This window comes from Candidatus Neomarinimicrobiota bacterium (assembly GCA_021734025.1).
Taxonomy (GTDB): domain Bacteria; phylum Fidelibacterota; class JAANXI01; order JAANXI01; family JAANXI01; genus JAANXI01.
Window position 1 is genome coordinate 16,975 of the sequence record JAIPJS010000030.1, and the last position, 11,547, is coordinate 28,521.

10 protein-coding genes and 1 tRNA gene are annotated in these 11,547 nt (G+C 49.5%); 5 read left to right on the forward strand and 6 right to left on the reverse strand.

Annotation, left to right across the window (positions count from 1 at the left end):
- The first annotated feature begins 1 nt into the window (after position 1).
- Complete coding sequence (locus K9N57_17385) at positions 2 to 1,600, forward strand: 4Fe-4S binding protein (protein MCF7805954.1); 1,599 nt, start codon at positions 2 to 4, stop codon at positions 1,598 to 1,600.
- A 240-nt stretch (positions 1,601 to 1,840) separates the two neighbouring features.
- Here K9N57_17385 and K9N57_17390 read toward each other — a convergent pair whose 3' ends face one another.
- The 5 genes from K9N57_17390 to K9N57_17410 form a co-directional block, all read right to left on the reverse strand.
- Positions 1,841 to 2,569: a 1-acyl-sn-glycerol-3-phosphate acyltransferase gene (locus tag K9N57_17390; GenBank protein ID MCF7805955.1), complete on the reverse strand. Its 729-nt coding sequence runs from the start codon at positions 2,567 to 2,569 to the stop codon at positions 1,841 to 1,843.
- Between the two features lie 652 nt (positions 2,570 to 3,221).
- Positions 3,222 to 4,553 carry a DUF4147 domain-containing protein gene (locus K9N57_17395; protein ID MCF7805956.1) on the reverse strand — a complete coding sequence of 444 codons (1,332 nt, stop codon included), beginning with the start codon at positions 4,551 to 4,553 and terminating at the stop codon, positions 3,222 to 3,224.
- Positions 4,550 to 5,458, reverse strand: a complete 909-nt coding sequence (locus tag K9N57_17400) for a hypothetical protein (GenBank protein MCF7805957.1) — start codon at positions 5,456 to 5,458, stop codon at positions 4,550 to 4,552. The genes K9N57_17395 and K9N57_17400 overlap by 4 nt, the downstream gene beginning before the upstream one ends.
- A gap of 58 nt (positions 5,459 to 5,516) precedes the next feature.
- Positions 5,517 to 6,062 (reverse strand): redoxin domain-containing protein, encoded by a 546-nt coding sequence (locus K9N57_17405; GenBank protein MCF7805958.1) that lies wholly within the window; start codon positions 6,060 to 6,062, stop codon positions 5,517 to 5,519.
- A 231-nt stretch (positions 6,063 to 6,293) separates the two neighbouring features.
- The gene (locus K9N57_17410) at positions 6,294 to 6,974 is read right to left on the reverse strand and encodes a phosphoglycolate phosphatase (GenBank protein MCF7805959.1); all 681 of its coding nucleotides are present in this window, start codon (positions 6,972 to 6,974) and stop codon (positions 6,294 to 6,296) included.
- 128 nt (positions 6,975 to 7,102) lie between these two features.
- Between K9N57_17410 and K9N57_17415 the strand changes: the two genes are divergently transcribed.
- From K9N57_17415 to K9N57_17430, 4 genes are all read left to right on the forward strand, one after another.
- Positions 7,103 to 7,849, forward strand: a complete 747-nt coding sequence (locus K9N57_17415) for an SDR family oxidoreductase (protein MCF7805960.1) — start codon at positions 7,103 to 7,105, stop codon at positions 7,847 to 7,849.
- Positions 7,850 to 7,869: 20 nt separating this feature from the next.
- On the forward strand, positions 7,870 to 9,858 hold the full coding sequence (gene ftsH, locus K9N57_17420) for an ATP-dependent zinc metalloprotease FtsH (protein ID MCF7805961.1): 1,989 nt from the start codon (positions 7,870 to 7,872) through the stop codon (positions 9,856 to 9,858).
- Positions 9,859 to 9,965: 107 nt separating this feature from the next.
- A complete protein-coding gene (locus K9N57_17425) occupies positions 9,966 to 10,205 on the forward strand; it encodes a DUF3098 domain-containing protein (GenBank protein ID MCF7805962.1) in 240 nt (79 codons plus the stop codon).
- A 21-nt stretch (positions 10,206 to 10,226) separates the two neighbouring features.
- A tRNA-Asp gene (locus K9N57_17430) sits at positions 10,227 to 10,303 on the forward strand.
- A gap of 501 nt (positions 10,304 to 10,804) precedes the next feature.
- Here K9N57_17430 and K9N57_17435 read toward each other — a convergent pair.
- On the reverse strand, positions 10,805 to 11,398 hold the full coding sequence (locus K9N57_17435; GenBank protein MCF7805963.1) for a phage integrase SAM-like domain-containing protein: 594 nt from the start codon (positions 11,396 to 11,398) through the stop codon (positions 10,805 to 10,807).
- Positions 11,399 to 11,547 lie beyond the last annotated feature (149 nt).

An 11,547-nucleotide genomic window follows, 5' to 3' on the forward strand; every position in this document is an offset into this window, starting at 1 on the left:
TATGCGCAGCACAAGGCGTATCATTCAGGTCCTGTTCTTCCTGTTTTTTATCGTGCTATTCATCAAAGCGCGATATCCATATTCGAATGCGCTACCGTCGGATATTATGCTCAGGTTCAGTCCACTGGTTCCGGTATTCGACTTTATTGCCAATTTCCGGATTTCGCTGCTCTTTTGGCCGGCGTTGATTATCCTGTTACTCACGCCGCTGCTCGGTCGGTTTTTCTGTGGTTGGATCTGTCCCCTGGGCACCACACTGGACGGTGTCAGCCATCTGGTCAACTCACCGGATAACCGCAAGTCCATCGACGCAAAAAAGTGGCGATCAGCAAAGTTCATTCTGTTGGTCGGATTCGTGATACTTGCCATATTTTCCGTGCCGGTCTGGGGACACTTTGATCCGCTGTCCATTTTTAATCGCGCCCTGACGGTCGTGTTGTATCCCGTGTTCACCCTGTTCAGTGAATCCACGCTCCAGGCACTGACCCATATCCGATTTATGGAGGAACCGGTTTTTGCGATGTTCGATTTTTTCAAGTCCTGGATTATGCCGGAGGATCAGGCACAGATGCAGCAGGTATTCTGGATTGCGCTTCTGTTCGGCGGCATTTTGGCGCTGGAAAAGGTCACCCGACGCTTCTGGTGTCGGAATCTCTGCCCGGCCGGCGCGTTGCTGGGATTTCTCTCCCAGTTCCGGTTCTACGAGCGGCTCGTGGCGGATTCGTGTCCTCAGTGCGGGAAATGTGCCCGGGAGTGCAAGATGAACGCCATCCCGGAAGATGACGCCACGTTTACCAACAAGGTGGAGTGTATCGAATGCTTTAACTGCGGCGTCACCTGTCCACCGAAGATCGACGCCATCACTTATCGCTGGCGCTGGAAGCCCTACCATTCGGCCGTTGATTACAGCCGTCGACAATTTCTTGGATCGGCCGTGGGCGGCGTTGGCGCTATCGGTCTGGCCAGCATCGGCCTGCACAATAAGAAGGCGCAGGCCCGCGTGATTCGTCCACCGGGTTCTCTACCGGAGAACGAATTTCTGGATCAGTGTATCAGGTGTATGGAGTGCGTCCGGATCTGCCAGTCCAACGGACGGTGCCTCCAGGCCAGCGGCGTGACTGAAAACCTGGAGGATCTCTGGACGCCAGTTGGAGAAATGCGCACCGGGTACTGCGAATTCAACTGCAATCTCTGCGGCGAAGTTTGCCCAACCGAAGCGATATTGCCGTTGCCGCTGGAGCGCAAAAAGCAAACTGCTATGGGGTTGGCATACTTCGATAAAGACCTCTGCATTCCGTACGCAAAGGACGAGGACTGTATCGTTTGCGAGGAGCACTGTCCTACGCCTGACAAGGCAATCAAATTCGATGAGAAGGAGTATATCGCTCCGGACGGTAGCCGTCGAATGGTCAAGTACCCCTATGTGGATGAAAACCTTTGCATTGGCTGCGGGATTTGTGAGTACAAGTGTCCTCTGAAGGGGGAAGCCGGTATTTATGTAACAAACGAAAAAGAAGACCGCCTTACCAAAGAAGATTTGGTGAAGCCGCCGGCGCCCAAATCAAAATCGAAATCACAGGAAAACGCGTTACCGTATTGAAGTATAGTGTGGCAAAATGATATGATATTGGAGGGGTTTCATCGCCTCGCAATAAGATTGCGAGGCTTTTCTATTGTGCCTTGGAATTTCATTCCAAGGTGGTGGGCATCCTTGAATCGAATGAATTTTTTCTCGCAATGAAATCGAGAGTCCCCCGTATTTAGATATGGAATCTTCTCCCAAGGCAATTTACCTCTGGAACAACTAAAACACCTGAACACCCAAACATTTTAACACTGTTTAAAACTCATACATCTCATATTCTTTGACCACGGGATCACCCCGGTAATACCCCCGCCAGTCCGGCGGTAGCAAAGCGGCAATGCGTCGCATCACCTCGTGTCCGTATTCCTCCATCCGCTGTTTTTTCTGCTCTCCATTTCCGGAGACCGTAAATGGCCCAAACGGTTTGCCGATACGGATGCGAAAGGTCGGGCGTGACATACTCTTCCAGTGGTCATAGACCCGCGCGTAACCACTGAAGCCGATCGGCAGAATTGGCGCGTTCCCCAGGTCAGATAAATACACCGCACCGGGTTTGGCCGGACGCAACTCCAAATCCGGGTTCATTCCGGCCTCCGGAAAAATGCCGACGAACTCCTCGCGATCCAGAGCCCGCTTTGCCTCCCGGATTGTCGACGGTTTGAACGATTCCCGGTTCGTGGGAATATATCCGTACAAAAAAAGCGCCCATGCCTGTGCCAGCGGCCAGTTGACATCTCCTGCCGCCAGGATATTCAGCGGGGAAGAAATGGTATAGATCATCAGCGGAGGTTCCCAGATGCTAAAATGGTTGCCAACGATGAGGAGTGGTCCCTTCTCCGGGATGAGATCGCGGCCCTCCACATCCATTTTAGCAAGGGAATGCCCAACGATGTATACTATCCATCTGGACAATCGCCGGATAATGGGCGGTCGCGGCCGGATGGTCTCGACCCAGGGCTGCTTCTCTGAAGTTTGATTACTCATAGACGCCTCAATTGGACTCAAATCTACATAATTACCCATGCGGTACCAAACAAAAGAGCAACAGGCATCCCGGAGATTGCAGAATGAGGGGGAAAGAGCGGTGTATTGTGTAGTGTGTATGTTGTAAAACAGGTATAGGATATAAGGGATAGGGTATAGGGAAGACTTGTTGGTAGTCCCTGCTTTAGCAGGTCTCTCATATTGAGGAGATGGGAAAAAGAGAACAACAATTGGTGCTTCGCCAGGGCAGAATCGGCGAGAATGAGTACGAAAATAAGACATAACACAACTCACCCCTTTGGTTCCCTTCTCTTCCAAGAGAGGAGAAAATTGTGCTGATTCAGATAATAGCAAGTTCTCCCTTCCTCTTCCGAAGAGGAAGGGAGACAGAGGGATGGAGTTGTGTTGTTGATGATGGGTAAAATGGTATACGGTACAGGGAAGACCTGTTGGTAGTCCCTGCTTTAGCAGGAATGATCTTAAAGAGAAAAAATTGGAAAAAGGAGACAGCAGGAGGGAAGCGACCAATCAAGAACCAAAATCATTTTTTGCGGTCTCCGGTCTCCATTTTTTTACGCAATACTATTCGCAATACGCAATACTATTTAATCAAGTGCAGATGCTGTGAATTCATTACCAGAGGAAAAACGGATTACTCCATCAGCCCGATCTGGATATCCATCACGTTTGTACCCGTAGGACCGGTAAGGACCAGGTCATCCAGGATGTTGAAAAAATAATAACTGTCATTTTCACGCAGGGTATCGGCGATGCTGAGTCCCTCCCGTACGGCGCGGAATGCGGTAGTGGAATCCACGATGGCGCCAGCGGCATCTGTGGGGCCGTCGATACCATCAGTTCCTGCGCTTAATAACAGGCCAGCACCGGCATCTCTCAGGATATCTGCAGCCCCAAGCGCAAGTTCCTGGTTGCGCCCACCTTTACCTTCGCCGCGGACGGTTACTGTCGTCTCGCCGCCACTCAGGATGCAGCAGGGCGGTTCCAGCGGATTCCCGCTCTCAATCGTTTCCAACAGCACCGTCCCCAGAAGATGACCAATATTCCGGCTTTCTCCCTCCAGCATTGAAGAGAGTATGATGGTATTGTAACCGATATCGTTAGCTTTCCGTTTGGCAGCAGAGAGTGCGAGACGGTTTGAGCCCACGATGTGCGTATCTGGCTCTTTGGCATGCGTGGCAGGATATCCTTCCTCGAGAGCCGGAGCCAGCCAGTCGCTGTTTTTCCGAAAAAGGCCGTTTTGTTCAAGAATGGATTTGGCTCGCATCCGGAGCTGATCCATGGAATCGACATCGGGGAACACCGTCGGTCCGGAGGCGATAAATTCCACCGGATCGCCTATCACATCGGATATTATGAGATTGACGACGTCAGCGCCGTCAGTTTGGGATAAGAGTTGGCCACCCTTGACCCGGGAAAGGGCTGTCCGAACGGTGTTGAGTTCGTGAATGGTGAGACCGGCTTTCATCAGGTCCTCAGTGAGATGCTTGTACCCATCCAGCGGGACATTTTTACTCGGCGCAAAGAGCAGTGAAGAGCCGCCGCCGGAGATCAGGAAGAATATGAGATCGCGGTCACTGGCTGATTGGCAGAGATCCAGAATCGCTTCTGCCGCTTCGCGGTTTTTCTCTGACGGCAAGGGATGGGTTCCCTGATAATATTGGATCCGATCGTCCTGAATCGTTTCATGGCCGACGGGTACTTCGGGATCGAGGATGATTGCCCGGCTTACATCGTCCTGCAAGATGTTAAAAAGTGCCCGGAACATCCCTGAGGCAGCCTTCCCAAAAGCGATAACGTAGATATCCTCATATTGGTCCAGGGGATAGGAATTACTCTGAATTTCTATCGAATTCAACCTTCTGCGAACGAAACTCGGGATACAATTTTCCGGCTGTACTGCTTCAACGGCGGCATGAAAAATACTGAGCGCGTGTTCACGGAGTTGTTCCGGCGTGGCCGTCATATATCCCCCTGCAGTTCAATCTCTCCGGGCAGTTTTGACTTGAGCCGTTCTGTGTCAAGATAAAAGGCATAATTTGATTCAGCGTCAGCTACCCGATTCTCATATTCTTCGGAATGCAGATACGACCGCAAACCGTGATGGCACGCCAGCACTTGCTCTTCCGGTTCCCACTTGAATACAGTATTGTCATATTTCCGATAGACCGCGCCGGTTTCTACCCCCCAGGCCCTTACCGGCAACGGATACTCCCCCAGGTCTTCTTCCATGCGATTCAGCAGCGCCTGATACGCTGGGTTTAAAAACCGAAATTCCCGGGAGAAAATCAGCGCGGTATGGTAGTAATGGGGCACGATGAGCAGCCCGTGTGTTTGCTGATGCTTGGCCATAAGATAGAGTAATTCCAGGATTTGAGCACCAATCCCGAGCCCCGGATAATCCTGTCCTGGTAACCGGGGACGCTCATCAGAAAATTCCGCAGTCGGATCCTGGAGGGCGAGCCAGTCGATAACCAGCATGCCAAGCGGATAAAAACGCTCCGGGATCAATCGCTCGGACTTTTGGACCATGCGGGCCTTTTCCACGACAATCTCGCCCAGTAGATGGGCATCGTCCTTGCGATCATAGTACATACGAAGCAACTGGCGGTAATTGTCCCGCGTGTCGATAATGAGTTGGAGATTTTCGAAACCCCGTTTCCTGAGTTCCCGACAGATTCCAAATTTTTCGAATGCCCGAAGAATGCCTTCTTCGGAATAAAACCCCATGAAGAAATCGGTCCCGCGGGACTGCTGAAGGTCATCCAGAACCCCTTCCATGGAAAAACTGAAATCGGTGGATCCCTGCTGTAACTCAAGATTGGTCAGTTTGCGGGCGATGCGGTGAAATTTGCGCCGGTATTTGGTCATATTTTCCTTAATTCACGGTAAACGGCCCCTGGTATAAGAGCGGAGATAAAGCAAAGTTTTACTGGCTTCCCAGGGAAGAGAGGTGCTGCTGCAATTCATCAAAATCCGCCGGATCGCCTGGGGAATACTCCATGTTAATGTAACTGATTTTGCCGTCCTCATCGACCACGTAAACCGTTCGCTTGTTAAATCCGCGCTTCGGGTTATAGCTATTATACATCTGGGCAACTTTATGCTTATGGTCACTCAGGAGTTTAAACTGGAACCCCATGGAATCGATCCATGCCTTATGCGAAAACACATAATCGCCGCTGATCCCCAATACTTCCGCATCAATGGCGTTAAACGCCGAAATATTATCACGGAACGTGCACATCTGCGTGGTGCATCCGGAACTCCAGTCCGCCGGATAAAACGCGATGACGACTGGCTGTTTTCCATAGAAATCGCTGAGATTAATTCCATCGAAATTTATGGTATCTTTCGTTGCGAACGGTAGTGTAAAATCCGGCGCCTGATCGCCGACTTGCAGATCTTTCCCAAATAAAAGGGAAGTATTAACTAACAGGGCAATTCCTAAATAAAGCAATTGTCGTTTTTTCATGAGAACTCCCGTGTTAATTTGCGTTTGAGATAAATTCAGCCAGGCATACGAAAATATCAAGAGGAAGCGAGGATGTCTGCGCAGAAAAGGGACAGCATTCTTTCCATCGAACTCCCTCATGGAACTTTTCCTGTACCAGATGGTAATAACGGTACAAATGAAGTCCTCCTTACCCTCCGGTAAGTGCCGCCAACCAGACAAGGGGCTGTGGAAGCAGCCCCTTGTTCTATTTCAGGAAGATGGGTTTTTCAGATTGCCAATTATCGTTGTGAGTTGACTGAATGCAGTAATGGTGTAATCGGGGTTCAGACTTTTCAGTTCCTCCGGTGACCTGTTGCCGAATAGCACAGCTACGGTTGTTGCTCCGGCTGCATTCCCTGCCAGGATATCGGTATCACCGTCACCGATCATCACTGTCTGTTCCGGTCGGACTCCCAGCGATGCCATAGCCTGTTCCACCGGGTACGGATCCGGTTTCCGTTTAGCGTAGCGGTCACCGCCGGCGATAAAAGAAAAATAATCAGCAAGTTTAAACGCTTCCAGCACCGGCCGGGTAAATTGGTCCGGTTTGTTTGTTACCACGGCCATAGGATGTTCTTTATGGTCTTCCAGGAATTCCCGGACACCGGGAAAAATGGTGGTCTTGTTGGCCAGGTTCTCCTCATAGAACACAAGCAGCCGTTGAAAATAATCGTCAAATCGGGGTTCATCAGGCGAATCAATAGCGCCCGAATCAATAAGTGATCGTTCCGCCAGTTTGGGCGTCCCGTCGCCGATAAACTCTGTTACTTTTTCCACAGAGAGTGGAGGATAGCCAAGTTCATCCAGTAAACTATTTACTGCCAGTGCCAGATCCGGGCTGGAATCCAGGAGGGTTCCGTCTAAATCGAATATAAGCGCAGGTAATTGCATAACTTCAAATGTACGCAGAAAAACCCCGGGCGGCAAGAATTCACCGGAGAATATTATGAAATAGTGCCTGCATTGCGGCTGTCTGGTCTAGTCCATATATTTTATTCAAGAGAAAAGAGAGGAAGAAGATGGATTTATCAGGTAAAAACACAATAGTAACCGGTGCCTCACAGGGGATCGGCCGGGAAATCGCAACTACCTACGCAACGGCTGGTGCAATGGTCACTGTCTGTGCCAGATCCGAAAATAAACTCCAGCAATTACAAGAAGAGTGCGCCGACCTCCCTGGAAAGATTGAGTACCTCGCAGGAGATATTACCGAGGATTCGGTTCGGAAACAGTTGTTGGCCAAGGCTTTGGACGCCGGCGATTTCCTTGATGTGCTCGTAAATAACGCAGGATTACTGGGTACCCGAGACTCAATTGTCGACTATCCTGATGATGTTTGGGAAGACGTGATTGATGTAAACCTGAATGCCATGTTTCATCTCACTAAACTCGTACTTGATCCCCTGCTCAACCAGGGTAGCGGCCGGATTATTAATATTACGTCGGGAGTCGGGGTGAATGGATACGCCAACTGGGGCGCTTACTCCGTAAGCAAATTCGGCGTGGAAGGGCTAACGCAGGTGCTGGCCGATGAAATCAAGGGGACGGGCGTCGAGGTCAACGCAGTCAATCCCGGGCCAATTTCCACCGAAATGCGGGCAGATGCATACCCGGATGAAGATCCTGCCACCATTCCATCCCCAAAAGACATTATGGATATTTTTCTGTATCTGGCCTCCGATAAATCGAAAGGGAATAACGGCATCCGGTATGAGGCCCAGGAGTACTCGCTGGAAAAAGGTTTACCAGATTTTAAAAAATTATAGACTAAAAGAGTTGTCTATCCATGGCTAAAAAAGAACAAAAGAAGAATCAAAAGAAAATTAACCTGAAAGAGATGAATAAACAGGGGATTCCACCTCTCCTGAACTGGGTGTTAATCATACTGGTGGCATATTTGGCCTTTCAGTTTTTTATGCCGGACCAGAATACAGGTAATCAGATTCCGTATTCCCAGTTTAAGTCTGAAGTTCGGAGCGGCAACGTTGAAAGCGTGACCATCACCGGGGACCAGGTTGCCGGGATTTATACGGGGGAGTCACCGGAGAAGGAACGCCGGTTTTATACTGTGATTCCACCTTACACCGACGAAAACCTAAGCACCATTCTGGAGTCGAATAACGTCAAGGTCACGGCAAAAAGTACCCAGAAGGATATCTGGGATACGCTCCTGGTCAGCGTATTGCCGTTTCTCATTTTAATTGGCTTTTTCATTTGGATGGGATACCGCGCCCGCCAACAATCAGGCGGATTTATGTCCATTGGAAAATCCAAGGCCAAAATGTTTTCCAAAGAGGAATCCCGAACCAGCTTTGAGGACGTCGCTGGCTACAAGGAGCAAAAAGAAGAACTACAGGAGACGATCCGGTTTCTGAAAGATCCGGAGGAATTTGAGAAGCTCTCGGCCAAAGTTCCCAAAGGGATCCTGCTCATCGGGCCTCCCGGAACCGGCAAAACCCTGGTTGCCCGGGCAGTGGCCGGTGAGGCGGACGTCCCGTTTTATCATCTCAGCGGATCGGATTTTATGGAGATGCTAGTCGGTGTCGGCGCCAGCCGGGTGCGTGACCTGTTCGACAAAGCGAAGAAAAACAGTCCGGCGATTATCTTTCTGGACGAACTCGATTCTATTGGACAGCGTCGCGGCGGCGTCAGCATGGGCGGCGGTCACAACGAGCGGGAGCAGACACTAAATCAGCTCCTCTCAGAAATGGACGGTTTCGAACCGACGGAAGGCGTGATTGTCATGGCGGCGACAAATCGCCCTGATGTGCTGGATCAGGCGTTACTTCGTCCCGGCCGATTCGATCGGCGCATCCGGATGTCCCTGCCAAACATGCGGGAACGCCACCAGATTTTAAAAGTCCATACCGCCGATGTCCCGCTGGATGAGGATCTTGATCTGGAAGATTTTGCCAAGAGTACACCGGGGCAGTCAGGCGCCGATCTGGAAAATCTGGTCAACGAGGCGGCCATTACTGCAGTGAAACAAGAAGCGAAAAAGGTCAGCTACCGCCATTTCCAGATCGCCAGAGATAAAATTATGATGGGGCGGAAGCGATCCAGCCTGATCCTGTCCGATGACGAAAAAGAACGGATTGCCTATCATGAAGGGGGCCACGCTATTGTTGCGTCCTTTCAGGATGAGACCGATCCGGTGGAGAAAGTCACTATCATTCCACGTGGGCGATCGCTGGGATCAACGCAGCAACTGCCCGACGATGAACGCCATAACTACAGCCAGACCTATCTTGAGCAGAAAATTGCAGTGATGATGGGGGGACGCGCAGCTGAGAAACTGGTTTTTGACGAGATTACCACCGGCGCCGAGAACGACCTGGTACAGGCGACCAAACTGGCGCGGAAAATGGTCAGTAACTGGGGCATGAGTGAGCGAGTAGGGACGCTGGCATTTCGACAGGACGACCAGACCACGCCTCAGGAGAAAATGTTGCAGGGCGATCAATACAGCCAGCATTTGGCTGAACTCATTGATGAGGAGACCCAGGCAATCCTGGACAGATGCTTCGATAACGCCTACAGCCTCCTCGAGGAAAACCGGGATATTTTGAAAAAACTTGCTGATGCTCTGTTAGAGGTCGAAGTGGTGCAGGGAGATACCCTGGAGAAATTATTGAAAGGTGAAGAGGTTGAGTTAGAGACGTCGGAGAATGGACAGGTCGAAGAAAATTCAGAGACAGCGAAAACAGAAGAGTCCGTATCAAATTCCGATGAAAAAAATAGTGTAGGAAATCAGAAATCTGGCTCTAACCGGTAAGACACTACGAGGCGGCAATTTGGGAATATCCAGGGAATTAAAGAATTAAATATGAATATATGAAAGCGCTTGACAGCGAATGGGGAGACTGATATATTCATCTCGCTATGGCAAAAAAGAAGACAAAAAAGCCGGTATTCAGAGACCTGGTCTTCACCCGGGAAAATTACCTGATATTCCTTGGTGGCGTGATCCTGATTATCCTCGGCTACATCCTGATGGCTGCGGGCGATACTTATAGTACTCTGTCCATCACTATCGCGCCGCTGATGCTGGTGATTTCGTACCTGGTGGTTATTCCGCTGGCAATCGTCTATCGGAGTAAATCAACAGAACAAAAGCGATAGCAGTTTTTTTACAATTTATTTGGGGTCGTAGTTCAACTGGTCAGAGCACCGGCCTGTCACGCCGGAAGTTGCGAGTTCGAGTCTCGTCGGCCCCGCCAAAAATACGGGCTGTCAACCACAACGGTTGCAGCCCTTTTTTATTGTAACCATGCGGGTTTCAGGGCGGTTCAAAGTAATATATCCCGTACTAAAATGCTTATAATTTGATGCAATACGTGTAACATAGTACGATATAGTACGACATATTGTGCTCCCATATATGCTACCATTTTGTTCCCACCCCTAAAAGTGCTCCCATATTGTTCCCGCGGTCAAAAGTGCTCCCATCTCTATTGTCCCCCATTTTCTTTCTCTGCTTTTTTCTCTTGCTCTTTTTTTAACTCTGCCAGAGTTGGGTAACTGGAGACAACAGAGAGTTTTGTCTTGAGGCTCTCTCTGTGCGAATATTTCTGCGTTACCTTTACACTCGAATGATTATAGAGTGCGCTAATATCCTGAATAGGGGAATTGCTGGTTGAACCAAGGGTGTGCCATAACCAGTAAGGGGAATATTTAACACCTATATGTTCTTCGTCAATTTTTGCCCGTTTGGTGTATTGTTAAAAAATACGAGACGGATAAGAACGAGTTGTCAATAAGATTTGCTCAAATACTCGATCACTTCGATGATGGGGAAATACAGATTCCAGTTTACTGTAATCCGTCGCAAGGGGCTCAGGAATAGGTACAGGGTTTTCCTTTTTCCCTTTCGTGTCCTCAGCGTTAAATATCAGATGAGGGATGTCGGTGTCCAGTCGAACATTGATCCATTTAATTCGAGCCAATTCCCCTGGACGACATCCGATAGAGTACATGGTATGAAAGTACACGTAATCCCGAAATTCATGTGGAAGGGTTTGATCGAACTCATCGAAAAATCTGATAATATATTCCGGTGGCATAACTGGTGGACGCTTTTTGTCTTCTGGTAACGGCTTAAACGATTTGCCGTTTTTGGAAGTTTTCTCGAACGGGTTATCCTCCATCGCCTTGAGTGTGGGGATCGCCTCATTAAATACGGCTTTCAATAACTTCACGTGCTTATTGACCGATGCTCGACTGAGTTCTTTCTCTTGAAGCAGAAAGCTCCGAAACTCTGCCAAGTCCGATCGATCGAAGTCTGTGGTGAGCGTATCAGGAAAACACTCAATCAAATACTTAAACACCCGTTGTGTGAAACTCGATGAACAGAAAAAGACTCGTACAGAAGGCTACTCCGGTGTATATTATGGGTGCTAAGCTCATAATAAAACACGGAGATAGCCTTATGCACGATATCAAAAAAGCCTTCGACCAACTCCGA

What these genes read in the sequence shown, in the direction of transcription:
- K9N57_17385 (MCF7805954.1), top strand. Translation starts at nt 2, where the DNA reads ATGCGCAGCACAAGGCGTATCATTCAGGTCCTGTTCTTCCTGTTTTTT.
- K9N57_17390 (MCF7805955.1), bottom strand. Translation starts at nt 2,569, where the DNA reads ATGAGTAATCAAACTTCAGAGAAGCAGCCCTGGGTCGAGACCATCCGG.
- K9N57_17395 (MCF7805956.1), bottom strand. Translation starts at nt 4,553, where the DNA reads ATGACGGCCACGCCGGAACAACTCCGTGAACACGCGCTCAGTATTTTT.
- K9N57_17400 (MCF7805957.1), bottom strand. Translation starts at nt 5,458, where the DNA reads ATGACCAAATACCGGCGCAAATTTCACCGCATCGCCCGCAAACTGACC.
- K9N57_17405 (MCF7805958.1), bottom strand. Translation starts at nt 6,062, where the DNA reads ATGAAAAAACGACAATTGCTTTATTTAGGAATTGCCCTGTTAGTTAAT.
- K9N57_17410 (MCF7805959.1), bottom strand. Translation starts at nt 6,974, where the DNA reads ATGCAATTACCTGCGCTTATATTCGATTTAGACGGAACCCTCCTGGAT.
- K9N57_17415 (MCF7805960.1), top strand. Translation starts at nt 7,103, where the DNA reads ATGGATTTATCAGGTAAAAACACAATAGTAACCGGTGCCTCACAGGGG.
- ftsH (MCF7805961.1), top strand. Translation starts at nt 7,870, where the DNA reads ATGGCTAAAAAAGAACAAAAGAAGAATCAAAAGAAAATTAACCTGAAA.
- K9N57_17425 (MCF7805962.1), top strand. Translation starts at nt 9,966, where the DNA reads ATGGCAAAAAAGAAGACAAAAAAGCCGGTATTCAGAGACCTGGTCTTC.